This is a genomic window from Acinetobacter sp. NigerLNRRAM0016, assembly GCF_054112845.1.
Window position 1 is genome coordinate 1 of the sequence record NZ_JBSYVT010000026.1, and the last position, 19,165, is coordinate 19,165.

Annotated in this window: 17 protein-coding genes; 3 read left to right on the top strand and 14 right to left on the bottom strand. The window is 42.4% G+C overall.

Annotation, left to right across the window (positions count from 1 at the left end):
• Positions 1-81 precede the first annotated feature (81 nt).
• Positions 82-621 (top strand): Mpo1 family 2-hydroxy fatty acid dioxygenase, encoded by a 540-nt coding sequence (locus tag ACWQ4X_RS14395; RefSeq protein WP_457904110.1) that lies wholly within the window; start codon positions 82-84, stop codon positions 619-621.
• A gap of 186 nt (positions 622-807) precedes the next feature.
• Here the strand turns inward: ACWQ4X_RS14395 and ACWQ4X_RS14400 are convergent, their stop codons facing one another.
• From ACWQ4X_RS14400 to ACWQ4X_RS14440, 9 genes are all read right to left on the bottom strand, one after another.
• Positions 808-1,419, bottom strand: coding sequence for a superoxide dismutase (locus tag ACWQ4X_RS14400; protein WP_457904111.1), 612 nt, complete (start codon positions 1,417-1,419; stop codon positions 808-810).
• A gap of 288 nt (positions 1,420-1,707) precedes the next feature.
• Positions 1,708-2,799 (bottom strand): redox-regulated ATPase YchF, encoded by a 1,092-nt coding sequence (gene ychF / locus ACWQ4X_RS14405; RefSeq protein WP_100241540.1) that lies wholly within the window; start codon positions 2,797-2,799, stop codon positions 1,708-1,710.
• Between the two features lie 113 nt (positions 2,800-2,912).
• Positions 2,913-3,572 carry a methionine ABC transporter permease gene (locus ACWQ4X_RS14410; RefSeq protein ID WP_457904112.1) on the bottom strand — a complete coding sequence of 220 codons (660 nt, stop codon included), beginning with the start codon at positions 3,570-3,572 and terminating at the stop codon, positions 2,913-2,915.
• Positions 3,553-4,623: a methionine ABC transporter ATP-binding protein gene (locus ACWQ4X_RS14415; protein ID WP_457904113.1), complete on the bottom strand. Its 1,071-nt coding sequence runs from the start codon at positions 4,621-4,623 to the stop codon at positions 3,553-3,555. The genes ACWQ4X_RS14410 and ACWQ4X_RS14415 overlap by 20 nt, the downstream gene beginning before the upstream one ends.
• 11 nt (positions 4,624-4,634) lie before the next feature.
• A complete protein-coding gene (locus ACWQ4X_RS14420) occupies positions 4,635-5,477 on the bottom strand; it encodes a MetQ/NlpA family ABC transporter substrate-binding protein (RefSeq protein WP_457904114.1) in 843 nt (280 codons plus the stop codon).
• A 9-nt stretch (positions 5,478-5,486) separates the two neighbouring features.
• The gene (locus ACWQ4X_RS14425) at positions 5,487-6,329 is read right to left on the bottom strand and encodes a MetQ/NlpA family ABC transporter substrate-binding protein (protein ID WP_457904115.1); all 843 of its coding nucleotides are present in this window, start codon (positions 6,327-6,329) and stop codon (positions 5,487-5,489) included.
• Between the two features lie 31 nt (positions 6,330-6,360).
• Positions 6,361-7,776, bottom strand: coding sequence for an LLM class flavin-dependent oxidoreductase (locus ACWQ4X_RS14430; protein ID WP_457904116.1), 1,416 nt, complete (start codon positions 7,774-7,776; stop codon positions 6,361-6,363).
• Complete coding sequence (locus ACWQ4X_RS14435; protein WP_457904117.1) at positions 7,776-8,999, bottom strand: SfnB family sulfur acquisition oxidoreductase; 1,224 nt, start codon at positions 8,997-8,999, stop codon at positions 7,776-7,778. Before ACWQ4X_RS14435 ends, ACWQ4X_RS14430 begins: the two co-directional genes overlap by 1 nt.
• Positions 9,000-9,009: 10 nt before the next feature.
• On the bottom strand, positions 9,010-10,212 hold the full coding sequence (locus tag ACWQ4X_RS14440; RefSeq protein ID WP_457904118.1) for an SfnB family sulfur acquisition oxidoreductase: 1,203 nt from the start codon (positions 10,210-10,212) through the stop codon (positions 9,010-9,012).
• A gap of 369 nt (positions 10,213-10,581) precedes the next feature.
• On the opposite strand from ACWQ4X_RS14440, the gene ACWQ4X_RS14445 reads away from it, so the two are divergent.
• Both ACWQ4X_RS14445 and ACWQ4X_RS14450 read left to right on the top strand, forming a co-directional pair.
• Complete coding sequence (locus ACWQ4X_RS14445; protein WP_142769048.1) at positions 10,582-11,352, top strand: glutathione S-transferase family protein; 771 nt, start codon at positions 10,582-10,584, stop codon at positions 11,350-11,352.
• A gap of 257 nt (positions 11,353-11,609) precedes the next feature.
• Complete coding sequence (locus tag ACWQ4X_RS14450; protein WP_100241531.1) at positions 11,610-12,080, top strand: Lrp/AsnC family transcriptional regulator; 471 nt, start codon at positions 11,610-11,612, stop codon at positions 12,078-12,080.
• An 83-nt stretch (positions 12,081-12,163) separates the two neighbouring features.
• Here ACWQ4X_RS14450 and ACWQ4X_RS14455 read toward each other — a convergent pair whose 3' ends face one another.
• The 5 genes from ACWQ4X_RS14455 to ACWQ4X_RS14475 form a co-directional block, all read right to left on the bottom strand.
• Complete coding sequence (locus ACWQ4X_RS14455) at positions 12,164-12,913, bottom strand: YebC/PmpR family DNA-binding transcriptional regulator (RefSeq protein WP_100241530.1); 750 nt, start codon at positions 12,911-12,913, stop codon at positions 12,164-12,166.
• Between the two features lie 116 nt (positions 12,914-13,029).
• Positions 13,030-13,590, bottom strand: coding sequence for a 1-acyl-sn-glycerol-3-phosphate acyltransferase (locus ACWQ4X_RS14460; RefSeq protein ID WP_142769047.1), 561 nt, complete (start codon positions 13,588-13,590; stop codon positions 13,030-13,032).
• A 716-nt stretch (positions 13,591-14,306) separates the two neighbouring features.
• Positions 14,307-15,743: an NAD(P)/FAD-dependent oxidoreductase gene (locus ACWQ4X_RS14465; protein WP_457904119.1), complete on the bottom strand. Its 1,437-nt coding sequence runs from the start codon at positions 15,741-15,743 to the stop codon at positions 14,307-14,309.
• Between the two features lie 14 nt (positions 15,744-15,757).
• Entirely contained in the window at positions 15,758-17,083 is a 1,326-nt protein-coding gene (locus ACWQ4X_RS14470; RefSeq protein ID WP_457904120.1) for an APC family permease, read from the bottom strand.
• A 236-nt stretch (positions 17,084-17,319) separates the two neighbouring features.
• A complete protein-coding gene (locus ACWQ4X_RS14475) occupies positions 17,320-18,816 on the bottom strand; it encodes an APC family permease (protein ID WP_457904121.1) in 1,497 nt (498 codons plus the stop codon).
• Positions 18,817-19,165 lie beyond the last annotated feature (349 nt).

The following is a 19,165-nucleotide window of genomic DNA, read 5'->3' on the forward strand; positions in this document are numbered from 1 at the left end:
TTTGGAGTTGTCGGCAAGCTGACAACTGAACATTTGAATTTTTTATATAGTGGATGCATCGATTTTGCAAGGATGTACCAAATGTCTAAATTAGAACAACTGTTAAGCCAGTATGCAGCTTATCATCTGGATCATAAAAATATCTTAACCCACTTTGTGGGGATTCCGCTGATTGTGTTCTCGATTATGAGTTTGACTGCACGAGCTGGTTTTGTCATTTCAGGTTTTCAAATCACTTTAGCCTTGGTGCTGATTTTGATCAGTGGAATCTATTATTTAAAACTGGACATCTGGTTCGGTTGCATCATGTTATTGCTTTTTTCTGCAGTCTATCCGATGGCATTGAAGGTGGCTGCTTTAAGTTTAAGCGGATGGTTACTCTCAAGTGTTGGCATTTTTGTGGTGGGTTGGGTGTTTCAGTTTGTGGGACATTTTTATGAAAAGAAAAAGCCCGCCTTTGTGGATGATTTGGTAGGTTTAATTATTGGCCCATTATTTGTATTGGCTGAAGCCATGTTTATGCTGGGCTTTAGACAAGAATTACAGCAACGCATATTGGAACAGGCACGAAAGCAACGTGCAGCCATGGATAGCAAATCTGTGCAGACTTCTAATCCTTAAATTTAATCTGTCCAATGCTTAAAATAATGAATGAGCATTGGACAGGATTTTTAAAGTTAGAAAACTTGTAGGAATGCTGCGACTTTATACATACAGAGTAGTGCACCACTCAATAAAATGACGAATCCCAAGATATGGCGTAGTCGCTGAAAGGATGACATAGGCAACTCAGATAGTGCGTCCATATTACTGGATTGCTTGTTCATAGCGGCGGTTAACTTCCTGCCAGTCTACGACATTAAAAAATGCTGCAATATATTCGGGGCGTCTGTTCTGATATTTCAGGTAATAGGCATGTTCCCATACATCGAGTGCTAAAACTGGGATATGAGCGTGCATCAGTGGCGAGTCTTGGTTGGCACTGCTTTCCACCAATAATTTATGATCAGGGGTGACTGTAAGCCATGCCCAACCACTTCCGAAGCGGGTCAGTGCGGCTTTGGTAAAGGCCTCTTTAAAAGCATCAAATCCACCCAGTTCAGCATCAATCGCTGCCGCAATTTTTCCTATAGGTTGTCCACCGCCTTGAGGACTCATAATGGTCCAGAATAGGCTGTGATTGGCATGCCCACCTGCATTGTTCATGACATTATTTTTCAGTTCAGTAGGGACGTCATGCACTTGAGTCACCAATTGTTCGACACTTAGGTCTTCCCACGGTGTGTCTTGAATTCCCGCATTAATGTTGTTGATATAAGTTTGGTGATGTTTGCTGTGGTGAATTTCCATGGTTTTGGCATCGATATGTGGTTCGAGCGCATCATAGGCATAAGGTAGTGCAGGAAGAACGTAAGCCATAAAACAATATTCCTAGGTCAATTTTTATATCTTTAACCTAGAGTGTAGGAGAAGTTGTGGTTAATGTAAATATAATGATAATAATTATCATTATATTTATCATAAATGGATTTGGATAAAATTGAATCTTTATCTGTGTATTTTCTGGATGATTTTAAGCGAAATAGGAGGGGGTAATCGATCAACACCTCCTGTACAGGAAGATATGAAATATTGTTGATGAGAGTAGTCAATTTCTGAACATAAAAAAGCCAGTGATGACACTGGCTTTTAAATATCTAAATGAAATTAGACATTGAAACGGAAGTGTAAAACGTCGCCGTCTTGAACAACGTAAGTTTTACCTTCTAGACGCCATTTACCCGCTTCTTTGGCACCTGCTTCGCCGTTGTATTGAATGAAGTCATCATAAGCAATACATTCAGCACGGATAAAGCCTTTTTCGAAGTCTGTGTGAATCACACCAGCCGCTTGTGGTGCAGTCGCACCGACTTTAACTGTCCAAGCACGAACTTCTTGTACGCCTGCAGTGAAGTAAGTTTGTAAGCCAAGCAGTGAATAACCCGCACGGATGACCACGTTCAGACCAGGCTCTTCCATGCCCATCGCTTCAAGGAATTCAGCACGGTCTTCATCTTCAAGTAATGAAATTTCCGCTTCGATTTGGTTGCAAAGAGGAACCACAATCGCATTTTCTTCAGCCGCAAGTTTTTTTACTGCATCTAAATGCGGGTTATTTTCAAAACCATCTTCAGCCACGTTGGCAATGTACATGGTTGGTTTTAAAGTCATTAAACCAAAACCACGCACCAATTTACGCTCATCATCATCTAGCGTAGCGGCACGTGCTGGTTTGCCTTCATCTAATAAAGGTAGAATTTTGTCTAAAACGGCTTTGGTTGCGATCGCATCTTTGTCGCCACCTTTTGCAGATTTGGCTAAACGCGTTACTGCTTTGGTGACAGTTTCCAAGTCAGCAAGTGCAAGTTCAGTATTGATGGTAGCGATATCGTCCAACGGGTCGATTTTACCGTTCACGTGAATCACGTTTTCATCTTCAAAACAACGAACTACATGTGCAATTGCATCTGTTTCACGGATGTTGGCAAGGAACTGGTTACCCAAACCTTCACCTTTAGATGCACCCGCAACCAAACCTGCGATGTCGACAAATTCCATAGTGGTTGGAATGACACGTTGTGGTTTTACAATTGCAGTTAATTTGTCTAAACGTGGATCTGGAACAGGAACAATGCCTGTGTTTGGTTCAATGGTACAGAACGGGAAGTTTTCTGCCGCAATTGCTGCTTTAGTTAACGCATTGAAAAGGGTAGATTTACCAACGTTCGGCAAGCCGACAATACCGCAATTAAAACCCATGAAATGACTCACAACGTATTATTTAAAAATTGGCGCTGATTTTACATGAAAGCCATGACAAAGTCAGGTCATGGCTCGTATCTTTCTTTTTGGCACCTTCAAGTGCATGATTGTTAGACTTTTCGTTTGTCCAGTTGTTGAGCCAGTGCATCTCCCGTTGCCTGTACCAACATGACCAACACCACCAAAACCACAATCACGGCCAGCATGATTTGCATATCAAAACGCTGATAGCCATAACGATAGGCAATATCTCCCAATCCACCTGCGCCAATGGCACCTGCAATGGCAGAGGAGTTAATCATGGTGACAATGGTGACGGTAAAGCCTGCCACAATGCCGGGTAGGGCTTCAGGCAGTAACACATGCCAAATAATTTGTTTACGGTTACAGCCAATCGCTTGCGCAGCTTCAATTAGACCCTGATCGACCTCACGTAAGCTCACTTCGGCAATACGCGCAAAAAATGGGGTAGCCGCTAAGGTGAGCGGAACCACGGCCGCCCAAACCCCATAACTGGTGCCAACAATCAAACGCGTTAAAGGAATCAGCGCGACCATCAAAATAAGGAAAGGTACTGAACGGGTGATATTTACGACCCAGCCCAAAGCTTGGTTAATCGGTTTTGAGGGATAAATACCGTGTTCACTGGTATTTACCAATATGACCGCCATTGGTAAACCAATCAGGAAAGTCAATATTGCCGATACACCGACCATAATCAGGGTATCGACCGTGCCTGTAAGCAAAAGTTCAATGAGTTGGTCGTGCATAGCCCAGTACCTCGATTGCTGCAAACTGAGCTTGCAGCTGTTGTTGAAGTTGATTCAGATCCAGACCTTTGTGCGGTACAGCCACCACGAATTTTCCAATCAAATGCTCTTGAATCGAATCAATATGACTTTGATAGAGATGCACAGGACGGTCAATTACTGAGAAAATTGAGTTCAGATCGGGTGCATGTTGCAAGGTTGAGGCATAGCTTAATCTTATGATCACATGGCTCGATTCGGTTGTAGGTTCGGCATGTAGCTGAAAAGGCAAATCCAATTGTTCTAAATTCAGCAATTCTTGAGTAATTTGCTGTTGAGGATTGGAAAACACCGACCAGACTTGTCCCGATTCCACAATTTCACCATGTTCGATGACGACTACTTGATCGCAGATTTCACGGATCACCTGCATTTCATGGGTAATCAGCACAATGGTAATACCAAGTTTTTGATTGATTTCCTTGAGCAGCGATAACACCACGGAGGTACTTTCAGGATCAAGCGCCGAGGTGGCTTCATCGCACAAGAGAATTTCAGGATGATGCACCAGCGCGCGGGCAATACCGACACGCTGCTTTTGCCCACCAGAGAGTTGCGATGGATAGTGTTGAGCCTTATTGGCTAAACCCACCAATTGAAGTACTTCGCTGACGCGTTGCTCAATTTCAGTCGGGCTGTAATTGGCAATTTTCAGCGGTAGAGCGACATTCTCCCACACGGTTTTCGCCGACATTAAATTGAAGTGCTGAAAAATCATGCCAATACGCTGACGCAGTTGAATCAGTTCGGCATGATTCAATTCCGCCAAGTTGTGTTGATGAATGTGAATGCTGCCTTCACTGACTTTTTCCAAGCCATTCAGGGTGCGTAATAGGGAAGATTTACCCGCACCACTTTTGCCAATAATTCCGAAAATTTTGCCCTTGGGAATGTCCAAATCAATATTTTTTAGTGCATGGGCTTGTTGATTTTGTACCGCATAATACTTGTTCAAATTACGGATTTTGATATGTGGCAGGGAAAAATCCACATGAGAACCAAAACTCACCATTGTCTTTCTCCTTATTTCCAGCCTTCAAACCACATCTTGCTGCCAAAATCTCGATCTAAAATCTCTTGGACGTGTTTAGAGTTTTGGAAAGCTTTAACGAAAGTGGCTAGTTTTTGATTAGGGTCGCTATAGTCTTTACGGGTTACGAATAAAATGGCGTATTTCTTGTCAATCGGATCGAGAAACAATGCACTGTGCGGATCAGTCACTTTCGCCATTTTTAAATAATGTGGAAAACCAAAAATCAGATCGGCATCGTTATAGGCATGTGCAGTTTGCGGACCTTCAACTTCAATAAATTGCAGTTGTTTTGGATTTTGGACGATGTCCTGCACAGTCGAAAGTTCGTTATTGATATCCTTCAACTGCATTAAACCTGCGCGGTGTAGCAAAATTAGGGCGCGGGCAGAATTCACTGGATCATTTGGAATCACCACACGGGATTTGGTTGGGAGCTGATCTAGTGATTTATACTTTTTCGAATACAATCCAACATGACTGCCTGTACCTGTAGCAAAGGCGTGCAAATCATACTGAGTTTCTCGAATTGCATTGCGTAAAAAGACGCTTTGCTGGAAAAAGTTGGCATCAATATCGCCGTTTTGTACTGCGACATTCGGTGCATGCCAGTCAGAAAACTCGACCAGTTTCACCTGAATGCCTTGTTTTTTCACATCATCCGCGACGCTTTGTAGTAGCTCTGCATAAGGTGGGCTAATACCGATGGTGAGCACATCTTGTTGTGCTTGACTTTGGCTATAGCGGTAAACCGCTACAGTAGCAATCAAGATCACCACGGCCAATCCAATCAACCATGTTTTACGATTTTTAGAAATAGAAACTGAATTTGTCATTGCTCAATCTCACTTCCAGCCTGGGAACCAAAGTTTTGAGCCAATTTCATCATTCAAGGTTTGTTTAACCTTGGCAGAGGTTTGATAAATTTTGATGAATTTCTCTAATTGTGCTGCTTTTTCAGGATGTTGTTGCTGATAGTCATCACGTACGACAAACAAAATTGAATAACGGGTATTGGTGTTGTCATCCAAAATCAGCGCATCATTTGGGTCAATGGTTTTAGCTAAACGCAAATAATGTGGGTAACTAAACACTAAATCTGCATCATCCACGGCACGTGCTGTTTGCGGACCTTCAACTTCAATAAATTGCAGTTTTTTAGGATTGTTCGCAATGTCCTGCAAGTTGGATAAATGATTCTCGGGATTTTTTAAAGTAATCAGTTTGGCTTGCTGTAATAGCAATAGGGCACGACCTTGATTGACAGGGTCGTTCGGAATCACCACACGCGCTTGATCAGGCAATTCATCTAGTGAGTGATATTTTTTGGAATATAAACCGACATGGGTGGTGACGCCTTTATCCAAGGCTTTTAACTTGAACTGGGTTTCCTTAATCGCGTTGTCCAAGAAAGGTTGATGCTGGAAATAGTTGGCATCAATATCGCCATGATTTAAGGTAATATTCGGCGTATTCCAGTCGGAAAATTCCACCAGTTTCACATTGATGCCTTGTTGTTTCGCTTCTTCCACCGCAACTTTTAATGGATTGGCAAAGGGCGGACTAATACCAATCACCAACTCAGTATTGCTGGTTTTTTTGTGGTAGCTCCACGCCACCAGTCCGATCACCAGTGCAGCGACCAGTACCCCTAAAAAGGTAAATTTATTTTTTGCTGTTAAAGCCATGTTGTCTCTCGTATTTTTAAATTTACAGCAGTTAAGCTGTCTGTTTTTCTGAATGTGTGGTTAAGTCTGAAGTCGAAGTTGAGCTTAAACATCGGAACTGCTGCACAGGATGTTGGACTGTAAGATGGTCACCTTGCTGGAATAGTTTGTGTCTTAAACTGCCTGTGCTATAGCTGGTTTTGTAGCGTCCACGTTGTTGTAATTCAGGAATGACATAGTGAATAAAGTCTTGATGCGATTCTGGGGCAACCGTGCGGGTCAGATTAAAACCGTCAATGCCTGTCTCATCAATCCACTGAATCAGTTGTTCCGCTACCGCAGCACCGCAACCGACAATCAGGGGATAACGGCCCCCTAAGACATGCTGGGCTTTTAAGTCATTACGGGTGATGCTTTGTTCTTTGAATTTCTGATTAACCGAGGCAATGCTGTTGGTTTTTTGATAGGGAATCGCTTCATCATCAGCAAACTTGGATAAATCGATCCCGACTGAACTGGAGTAATGTGCCAAACCCGCTTCAGGACTGGCATAGCGGATATATTCAGCCAGTTTTTCTTGTGCCAGAGCATCCGTTTCTGCGGTCACCACGGTAATGCCCACAAAGATTTTGATACTATTTGCATCTCGACCTTGTGAAATCGCAAGGGCACGAATTTTATCGACTTGCTGTTTGATTTTTTCAGGTCGGTCGCCACCAATGAAAATGCCTTCCGCATGTTGCGTTGCAAAAGCTAAACCACGAGGTGATGCTCCTGCTTGATACAGAACTGGCGTGCGCTGTGGTGAAGGGGAAACTTGGAACACTCCCTGACTTTGATAAAACTGCCCCTGATGCTGAATGGCATGCACTTTTGCTGGATCGGTAAAAATGCGCAGTGCTTTATCTTTCAGTACCGCATCATTTTCCCAAGAGCCTTCCCAAAATTTGTAGCAGAGTTCAAGAAACTCTTCGGCTTGAGCATAACGCAGGTCATGTTCTTTTAAGCCTTGCTGACCGATCAAGCGTTCCGCACTGTCTAAATAACCTGTCACGATATTCCAGCCAATTCGGCCTTGCGTTAGGTGATCTAAACTGGCAAAACGACGGGCAAATTGATACGGATTTTCATAGCTCAAATTAACCGTCACCCCAAAGCCCAAATGTTGCGTGACGGAAGCCATGGCTGAAACCAAAGTGCTTGGATCATGACTCGGCAACTGAATCGATTCTTTTAGGGTGAGATCAATCCCGTTCTGATAGACATCGTAAACACCCGTAATATCGGCAATAAACAAACCATCAAATAAACCTTGCTCCAGCGTTTTCGCCAGTTCAGTCCAATAACTGAGTTCATTAAATCGGTGTGATTGATCTCGTGGATGCGTCCATAAACCATGATTGATATGCCCAACCGAGTTCATATCGAAAGCATTTAAAAGAATCTGTTTTGGCGTTTGTTGTGTCATTACAAGGTCCCCCGACGTGGAGGGCGAATGCCGTTGAGGGTGTAATTGGCAATGAAGTAATATTTCCAGCGTGCCGCATCGTGCAGGGTATGCACGCGGGCGTTGCGCCAGAATCGGTCTAAACCATCTGCACGTTGGCTGCCACGACTGCCAGCCAGTTCAATCAGTTTGGAAGAGGCTTTCAGTGCAGTTTCACTGCTATGTGCGCGAACTTTGGCAACATCTAAAGACGCTTGAGTGATGTTGTCTTCGGTGGGTTGTGGTTTGGCTGCGTCAATCGAGCGTGCTGCCTGTTTTAACAAGACTTCACTGGCACGCACATCTGCCACGATATGCCCCAGTTCCAATAAGGTCAGCGGGTCTTGGGTTGCAGCTTCTACGCCTGAATCAATCCAAGGGCGGGCTTGACGCACACGAACCAAGGTTTCTTCAAAGGCAGCACGTGCAATGCCTGTTTCAATCGCGGCATGCATAATTTGGGCAAAGGGACCCACCAAAGTCGGTTGTAAAAAAGCTTGATCGAACGGAATCACATCTTCCGCAGAGACAAAGACTTGATGGAATTTAACCGTACCGCTGCCCGTGGTACGTTGTCCAAATCCTGACCAATCATCAATCAGTTCTACGCCTTTACTATCACGAGGAATAAAAGCAAGAAACTCGCGTTCATCCGCATCTTTGACCAAGGTTGGAATTCGATGTGCAAACAAGCTGCCTGTGCAATAGAATTTTTCTCCGTTGACGATGAAGCCATCGGTTGTAGGGGAAATGGATGTTTGTTTTTGCGTAGCATTCTTGGTTTTAAATTCCGCAAGGGCATTGCCAAAGCGGGCACCGTGCAACACCTCGCGATAGAGCTTCTGTTTTTGTTGTTCTGACCCTGTATTACGCAATACTTCCAAGGCATAAAAATGGTTTTGTGGAATTTGACCAATTGAACCATCGACACCACTCATGAGGGCAATAATTCGCGCCACGGTATAGCTAGAAACCTCCGCACCACCATATTGTTTGGGCACAGTAATCGCCCACAAGCCAGACTGGCTATAGGCCTCAATTTGCTCAAACGGCAAGATGCGTTCTGCATCGCGGACAATCGCATTTTGTTTGAATTGTTCTGCGAGGTCATGGGCAATTTCCAATGCCTCAGCATCCGATTGAATGATATGCGCGGGTGCAAGTTGCGCTGCTTGTGCAGGGGAAATACTTTGATAGGACGTCATGTTGTTCTCCTTAAATCCATGCATGGCGGGCTGGAAGTTTATGATTCAGGTAATAATCACCCAGTGCATGCAGTTTCCAGCGCACAGGATCATGCAAGGTATGCACACGCGCATTACGCCAGTGCTGATCTAAATTGAATTGACTTAAACTGGAACGGCTCCCCCCCAATTCGAGGAGTTTTTCGGAAATATTGAGGGCAGCATCATTGGCATAGATTTTGGCTTCAGCGACTAAAATAGAGGCGCGTGCGGCTTGCTCATCCGTCACAGCATCGAGCTGATCTAGCTCATCCAGATATTCTGCGGCTTCATCCAGCAGTAAAATGGCAGCTTCAAGCTGAATTTGTAGTTTGCCGATTTCTTGTAAGGTGTAATGTTCGAAGCTGGCTTTTTCCACTTGCGCATCGACAATCGGGCGCGCTTTTTTGACGGTTGCCAGCGTATCTTCAAAAGCAGCTTCCGCAATGCCGACATCAATTGCGGCTTGTAAAAGTTGTGAATACGCCCCGCGATAGGTTGGAGCATCCGTTAAAATGCGTTCATCAAAAATCAGAAAGGGATCGATTTCCACCTGTGTCAGACGGACTGAGCCGCTAGATGTAGTACGCTGTCCAAAACCATCCCAGTCATTTATCACCTCAACGCCTTGAGCTTCACGATCTACCAATACCAGCACCACATGACCTTCGGGATGAATGGCTTTAATGGCTAACCAATCTGCGAAACTACTTCCCGTTGAGTAGAATTTTTCACCTTGTAGATAGTGGTGGCCATTTTCAGTACTCAAAATGGTATTCAGTGTTTTCGAGTCTTTGGTGTGGCGTTCGGGTCCACCATTGGCGAGTCGTTTACCATCTAAAATTTGCTGAAAGATAAACTGCTTTTGCGCCTCGGTGCCCATCAGGTCAATTAAATACAGCAGGCTAATTTGATTCTGCGGAACTTGCCCGACACTGGAGTCAGCTTTATTCAGAATGCGGAATACGCGTGCCAGTGTTTTATTGGAGACATACGCTCCGCCGTATTGTTTTGGAATTCTTAAACCGCCCAAACCTTTTTGGCTAAATTGTTCTATTTCGGCAAAAGGCAAGGTTCGCGTTTGATCGCGATGATTGCGACCTTCGAGGGCAAAGTCTGCAACTTGATACGCTGCATTAATTGCATCCTGATCATTTTCGATGATCTGTATATTTTTTGAATTGAGATAAGCCATGGTGACACCTTTAAAGCAATCTCCAAACTTTAAGTGTCGAGCCTTACAAAATTAAATGATTGATTTTTCTGTACTTATGAAAAACGATGTTTAAAACTTTAAATGGAAAGGTTTGAATAAAATCAGATAAATTAAACTCATGATTTATAAGGTAAATATATTATTTTAATTTGCTGTAATTTTAAAAAATTGAGGATTATCAAGTTTAAAGATAATCAAGGCATAAAAATGTATAACTGTGCAAGAACAGCAGGTGTTTATTTTGGGATAAAAAGTACATTGTTTTTCTGGGCTTGACTGACTAAAGTAACAGACTGAAAGCGTTGGTTTTCTAGATAAATCAATGTCCCAGCATCTTTTGGAGTGTTTATGCGAATTTTATACCAGTTCCCTTTATCTCATTATTGTGAGAAAGCTCGCTGGTTACTCGATCATAAACAACTGGACTATGTGGCACAGAATTTAATTCCAGGTGTGCATCGAGCCTTTGCCCAACTCAAAACAGGGCAGAACAAACTGCCGATATTAAAAGACAACGAGTATTGGATTGCAGACTCCACCCAAATTGCGCTGTATTTAGACCAGACCTATCCTGAACATGCCTTATTAAGAGCAGACCCACATTTAAGAGAAATGGCCTTAGAAATAAATGCCTTGGCATCGGAGCTGGGTTTGCATGTGCGCCGTTGGGGCTTGGCACAGAGCCTGTCTGAAAGCGATGAAACCTTAGACATCATGATTGGTGAAAAAGGCTATTTGCGTCAATTTGAAAAGTTTTCTAAACCGATTTTAAGAACACTGGTGTCGAAAAGTTATCAGTTGGATGCTGAAAAAGTCGAATATTCCAAACATCAAATGGAGCAACTGATTGCTGTATTGAATCAGAAATTACTCGAAAATGGTGGACGCTATTTTGTCGGTGAGCGTTTGGGACTGGCAGATATTTCAGTGTGTTCAATGCTGGCACCACTTCTGGAAATTGCAGGCACGCCGTGGGAGCGTGAAGAAGATTATATTTCTGGAAGTTCTGAAGAGTTTTATGCCTTTAAGCAGCAATTTTTAGACTTGCCTTTGGGGCAGTATGTACAACGTGTTTATCAGACGGAACGCAATGCACGCGTTGACTGGCGTGGTATGTAATTCATTTCTTCATAAATGAAGTGAAAATAAACTCGCAGAACTGCTTCAAGAATGAAATCTAGTTTAGAAAAATGTGCATTTATTTCATTAAATTTCTATAAATTCCGCATTTGCTAAAAATAAGTCGCACAATGACTTTCTTTTTAACGGAATAAGCGAAATAATCATTTTCAGATGTTGAGCAGAGATCTTGAGAAACTCAATTAATTCATACCTGAGTTGTTGTCTGCACTCAATTTTTTAATTTGGAGCCAGTAATGGAATTAGACCGCTTTGATAAACAAATTCTGGAAATTCTAACCCATGAAGATGTGAATCTGAATGAATTGTCAGAGCGAATCAATCTTTCCGTGAGCTCTGTGCATCGCCGTATTAAGCATTTGATTGACACCAATGTCATGACCAATGTGCGTCGCGATATTAATTATCAAAAACTCGGTTTTAGCTTGCATGTATTACTGCAAGTGTCTTTAAGCAAGCATGATAGCGATACCTTCTCTAAATTTTTAGAAGAGTTGGAAAGCATTCCAGAAGTGATTAATGCCTTTTTAGTGACAGGGCAGTCGGCAGATTTTATTGTCGAAGTGATTGCACGGGATATGGAGAACTACAGTCAGATTTTGCTGAATCGGATTGGTAAGATTGAGCATGTGGTGGCGCTACATTCCAGTTTCGTGATTAAGGAATATGACGTCTTTAACTGTCGTGGCTTATTAAATAAAGTTTGATTTTAGTCGGTATTGCAGAACAAGTATCTGTATTTTTAAACAATAAAAAACGCGCAAATTGCGCGTTTTTTATGTTGACGGGTTTAAGCATCGAGTTGAGCTAAAACTTCATCGGTGAATTCAACATTGGTATAAACGTTTTGCACGTCATCCAAATCTTCAAACATATCAATCATTTTCACGATTTTTTTCGCTTGATCTACATCAGTAATCAATGCTTTCGTTGAAGGGTTCATCACCACTTCAGCATTGTCAGATTTTAAACCTGCTGCTGTGAGCGCATCTTGAACTTCACCAAAAGACTCAGGGGTTGTGATGACTAAAATTTCATCTTCAGCCACTTCAATATCTTCAGCGCCAGCTTCTAAAGCCACGTCCATGATTTTGTCTTCTAAAGATACATCTTCAAAAGTAATCTCACCGCGTTTAGTAAACATATACGCTACTGAACCCGCAGTACCCAAGTTTCCATCTGTTTTAGAAAAACAATGGCGAACATCTGGCACAGTACGGTTTAAGTTGTCTGTCATGGTTTCAACAATAACAGCCACACCACCAACGCCATAACCTTCGTAAGTGACTTCTTTTAAATCTGTATTTTCTTCACCACCAACACCGCGCTGAATTGCACGGTTGATCGTATCACGCGTCATATTTGCGACTAATGCTTTCTCAACGACAGCTCGTAAACGAGGGTTAGACGCAACATCACCACCGCCTAAACGGGCAGCTGTAACGATTTCACGAATGAATTTTGTGAATACTTTAGCGCGGCTCGCATCTTGTTTTGCTTTACGATGCTTAGTATTAGCCCACTTGGAATGACCCGCCATGCGAAATATGCTCCTTGTAGATTGGCTGTATGCCAAATCAAATTGTGCAGATTCTACCATAAGCCCTTTTTTGTGAGAAAGGGCTTAAGTTTGAGTTTTTATACAATTAGCAGCAACTATTTGGGTTCAGGAATGACGATGTCCAGACCGACATTTTCCTTATACAGCTTTTGCATCAGGGCAAGGTCGTGGTGCAGTTCTGTTGGGTAAATTTTGCCAAAAATACCACCTTGTTTGGTTTGAGAATTGGCATACATCAGGACAATCGGCACATTCGCTGCTTTGGCAATATGCCAAAAGCCAGTGCGGATCGGTCGACGTGCTTCACCATTTTTGGCACGCGTTGCTTCAGGAGCAATCACCAGATTGAACTTTTCATGCGAAGCAAATAGGTCAACCATTTGTCCCACAATATCCTGATTGGATTTGCGATCTACTGCGATACCACCTAAAGCTTCCAGCAGCGGTTTCATCGGTCCTTTGAACAGTTCTTTCTTGATGAGTGTATGGATTTTAATATCGTAAATCTGAAACAAGGCGATAGACAAAACGGCATCCATCATTGAGGTGTGTTCAAAGCCAACAATCACCTGTTTGTTTTCGAGCGTATTGGGTTCTACGTGATATTGCCAACCCGCAAGTTTAAATGCGGACTCACCAATCATTTTTTTTAACATAGCAAATTTAAATGTTATGGGGTTAATCAAGCCTGCTAATGTCTTCTTATTTTAAAATAAGGTCAATGGCTGGAATGCCGTAATTCAAATAATAAAATATGGATGTATATTTTTTGAAATTTTGTTTTGTGATGGATTCGCGTAAAAGCGTTTGAATTCGCTGGATTAATCGCTTTTAGCTCTGAATTTATTGAAAAAAAGTATCAGTTAATTGAAAAAAATCACTATTCATCGCTCCTAAACCGTATTAGACTTTTGTCGTAGATGAAATGGAGTTTCATTGCCTATCGGTCGTTTTACCCAAGTAAGTTTAGGATTGAACAATATGACGTATGTTTCAGCTTTTCTCTTGGTATTATTCTTTTTCTTGCTCATTGTGATTTGGTCATTAATCGAATTTTATCTAGACTCCCGTAAGAAAAAAGGCATTAAATCATAGTCTTAATTATTTGATTGTTGTATTTCTATTCGCTAAACTCTTTTCATTACTTCAATCCTTTTCGAATTTATTCTTCCAATAAAATGGGTGCTTTTGTATTGATGTTAAGGCATCGACCGACTGTTCAGCACATAAAAAATATTTGAGCAGGTTACCATTTCAGTCTTTTTCACGGTGATCCATCTCAAGCGTAAAAGCTGTAAAGCGAAAGAATAGTCTAACAATCAAACTAAAAAAGGCTGCACAAAGGCAGCCATCAATAGGGCGGAAGCAAGCTTTAGAACGACACCATTTTCCCAGGATTAATCATCGCGCCAATGCCGTACATACTCTTGGCAATTGGAATCACAATCGGAGCGAGTGCACGACCCATCGGAATATTGATATGCTGGATTTTGGTGAGCATGTCAAAATCATCTGAACGACCACAGAAATCATCGGCAATGGCTTTCCCAATGCGGACAGTTTGCGCGACGCCATGACCACTCCAGCCTTGCACCGAATAGATCGAATATTTATCTCCAAACTTACGGCAGTCTGTCGCTCCATTTACGGTTAAATCTGTAGTGCCGCTCCAGACAAAATCAATTTTGACGTGTTTTAGTTGCGGGAATACATGCTGGATTCGCCCGAGCAAATAGTCATGGGTTTGTTCCGCACCCCAACATGAACCTGTACCTTCGCCGCCAAACAGTAAACGGTTTTGAGATACACCACGGTAATAATCAATCTGGAACTGGGTGTCATACACAGGCATATCGGTTGGCAGTAATTCTTTTAAATCCACTTCTAATGGTGCGGTGGTACACACATAAGTATAGAAAGGAATGGTGGTTTGGCTACGTTGTTCTAATAACTTAAACGAAGCGTGATGCACCGCCATCACCACACTTTTACGTGCCTTAATCACACCATTGGCAGTACTGACATAAACCCCATCGGCATGTTCTTGTATAGAAATGACCTCTGTTTGTTCATAGATTTTTCCGTCATTTTGGCAAAAACCATAAGCCAAACCACGGGTTAGGGCTAAGGGATGAATATGTCCACCTAAGTGATCCAACAAGCCACCAAAATAATTTGAGGATTGAATGTGCTCACGTAATTCATCCTGACACAACATTGCAGTATTTTTGTCTTCTAAATATTCACGCGCCTGCATGCCGTCACGTAAAGCATCCAAATGCCCTGAGTGTACCGCAGCGGTGATATGCCCGCGTTTACGCTGTAAATCTAGGTCATATTTTTCGCTAATGTTGTCAATTAAAGACATGGCTTCAGTAGAAGTGAAATGCCATAACTTTTTGGCATCTTCAAAGCTAAAGTGTTCAGCCATGGTTTCGGCTTCCCAACGTGCCAAGCCCAGAGTGAGCTGTCCACCATTACGTCCTGAAGCAGCACTGCCGATCCGGTTTTTTTCGACCAAAACCGTTTCAATGCCTTGTTCTGACAAATGTAGTGCCGCAGAGGATCCTAATAATCCACCGCCAATGACCACGACATCACATTCAATATCGTTATTGAGCGCGGGGAAGGTGTTCCAGTCTTGCAAGGAGCTTTCATAATAATTGGCAGGGTGATCAAACTGTCCATGTGTAGGAGCAATCCAGTTCCATTCCTTACCTGTCTGTTGATAGTGACTGGCTTTAAAGGCAACATCTTGGAGTAATTTCGGTTTTGTGACATTGATTGACATATTTAACTCTCTATTCATTTTATTCATCTTTTTTAAGCATTGCTCAGGACGATGCTTTGTTTACGCAGTTTCTTATAAATAAACAGTACGATCCCTAAAGCCAGCCAAGCACCGCCAAAATGTAAGGCGCTGGATTCTAAATTGACCCACATCGCGACAATCGATAAGACGGATAAGAAGGGTAAGCACAGATTCAAGGCGAAATATTTGAATCCCGCACGTTGTTTGTCTTGTACATAAAACTTCATAAACACCGAGAAATTCACCGCAGTAAAGGCAATCAAAGCGCCGAAACTAATCAGGTTCACCACAGTCGATAAATCTAAAAACATGGCAGTCATCGAAATTAAACCGATGGTCAGCACTGAATATAAAGGCGTGCCTAATTTATGGTTGAATGCACCGAAAATGCCTTTATGAAAAATGCCATCACGTCCCATGATGTGAATCAGGCGGGCAGTACTGGCATGTGAAGCCAAACCCGATGCCGCGGTATTCATGATTTGTCCCACAAGGAAAACCGCTTGGAATAATGCGCCACCGACATACAAGGCAATTTCAGGTAATGCCGCTTCTGGGTCTTTAAATCTTGAATTGTCTGGGAAATACAATTGAATAAACCATGAGGCAGAAATGAAGATTACGCCGCCAATTAAAGTTGTCAGCATGACTGCACGCGGAATGGTTTTTTTTGGGTTGTGGGTTTCATGAGATAAGGTGGTGACTGCATCAAAACCTAAAAAGGAGAAGCACAGAATTGAGGCACCTGTAATTAAAGGAACAATGCTGCTATCGCCATTAAATAATGGGGTTAAGGTCAGAACATGTTCATAGCCATTGCTGCTAATGCCATGAATCACCAGATAGATAAAGATTACCAACATGATTAAAGGCACGAACACGAACAGCAAGGAAAGATTGGCAAGAATATGAATTCTAAAACAATTTACCAATGTCACTAATCCCGCTGCAATAAACACCCAGACGGCATAAGGAATGGCGGGCATGAGTGCATTCAAGTAGATGCCAGCCAATAAGGCATTGATTAATGGCAATAAGATGTAATCGAGTAATGAACACCAACCCACAAAGAAACCTGCCGCAGTACCACAGCTTTCTGCGGTATAGGTATAGGCTGAACTAGGACGCTCTGTTTGCTGACTGAGGCGGGCATAACTAAATGCCGTCAGTAACATGGCCACCAGTGCAAAGATATAGGCAAGGGGAACACGACCACTGGTGACATCCGATACAATGCCAAAAGTGTCGAACACGGTCATGGGCGTCATATATGCAATCCCGACAATAATGACTTGCCATAAGGTGAGTTTACGAACATTAAGGTTGTGATTGTCCATTTCTTATAACCTGCAATTTATGAATCTATTCAGATTCGTCATCCATGACATAAATGGCTTTAGATCGGTATCAGGATCATTTGAGTGGCATGACACTGATATGCGTTAATTTAGCCATTTCACGCGTGATTGTGATCATCAGGCTTAACTCTAGAATGTACTGATCATTTTTTTGGTAGATGGTACATTCTAGGGTTAGGTTGGGACGTGATCGTTAAGCTGATGTTCAGAGTTGATTAGACTGAATTGCGCTTTTGACGAAGTTCAGCGGCATAAGACAATGCATCATTTTCAGGTGCTTGAGATTTGCCATAGGGTTTCGCAATGAACATATAAAGCAAACCACTACCAATCACCACAGCCAAGCCAATGAGTACAATCCAACTGTCAAAGAAGGATGCTGCATCTGCGGGTTGTGCAAGAAGGAAAATTGCGCCAACACCGTAAATCAATGCCAGTGCATTAATCGGTAAGCCCCACGCACCCACACTCCATTCACCCGCAGGTTTCCAGCCTTTTAAGCGATTTTTGAGTGCAGCAAAGACCACCATTTGGAAAGAAACATAAATACCAATGACCGCAAAGGCCGTAATACGCGCTAAGTTATCTGGGGAGAAATAAACCACAACACAGAAAATTAAAGGCAATAAGCAGCTTAAAATCATCGCGTTATCAGGTACATTTTGCTTGGATAATTTAGCAATCCATTGATTACCCGGAAGCATTTGGTCACGTGCAAATGAGAACAACAGACGGCTGAGTGCTGCTTGTAAAGACAAGATGCAAGACAACATCGCAATAATTGCAATTACAATGAAGATATTCGCGCCATGGGTTCCCAAGGCATCACGTAAAATAAATGGAATTGGATCAGTCACTTGACCATTTACAATGGCTTGTAAGTTAGGTGATGCAAGTAAATAACCCAATACAGACACCATTGCCGAAATGCAACCAAACACAATACTTAAAATCATGGCAACAGGAATCTGACGACTTGGATTTTTGACTTCTTCAGCCACGTTACCGCAGGCTTCAAAACCGAAGAACATGAATAAACCCAGTAGGGATGCAGAGAAGAATACCGTGGTATAAGAACCATTCTGCGCCAATACACCCATTGTATCGAACACGATCGAGAAGGGTTGAGCACGGTGGAAAATCAATAAGTAGATGCCCAGTGCAATTACACTTACGATCTTACACCAGAAACCAATACGCGCAACGCGTGCAAGGTTCTTGGTGCCCGACATATTTACCACCATACATAAAATGAGCAATACGATGGTGGTCAATAAGCTGTTCATGGCGTTAGCTTCGTAGCTAAATAACGATGCCACAAAACCAGCGCTATATTCCGCAATAGAAGTGACGGTAACGACTAAAGCCCAAAGGTAAATCCACGCCGCCATCCATGCGTATTTTCTGCCCCACAGACGACGCGCCCAAGGATACAGACCGCCTGTGATTGGATACTGTGAGGCGGTTTCACCAAACACAATAGCCACCAAAAGTTGTCCAAAAGCAGCAATCATAATCCACCAGATAGATGGCGGACCTGCAAGAGTAATTGCAAGTGCAAATAATGAATACACTGCCGTTAATGGCGATAAATAAGTAAAACCAAGTGAGAAATTTGAGATTAATCCGATTGATCGTTCAAATTGTGAAGATTGGACTGTGTCGGAACTTTCCGATTGTCCTATATTTTCACCGATAGGAAGGTCTGTCATGCAATTTCCTTATTCTGCAAAAAAGTTCAATACATCTGTATTTTTAAATACGCCCAATCCTGTTTGGGGTATCGATTCATCTGGCTGTAAAAAGTTTCTATAAAGATAGAAGAAACTTAAGAAAATCATCCTAATCAACTGCTTAGATTGATTTTTTGGTTTTAAAAGATATTTCTTATTTGCGGTTTTGATTCAAAAATTACCTGTAGAGGGAAAATTTTTTCAAACCGCAAGGTATTTACAGGACTTAATTTGTCGGTTTTCGGAAAGGCAAACGAGAGCCAATTTGGCAATTTGACAAGGAGCAAATTTGGGAAAAAATATCTTTTTTTGTGAAAATTAAGAAAAA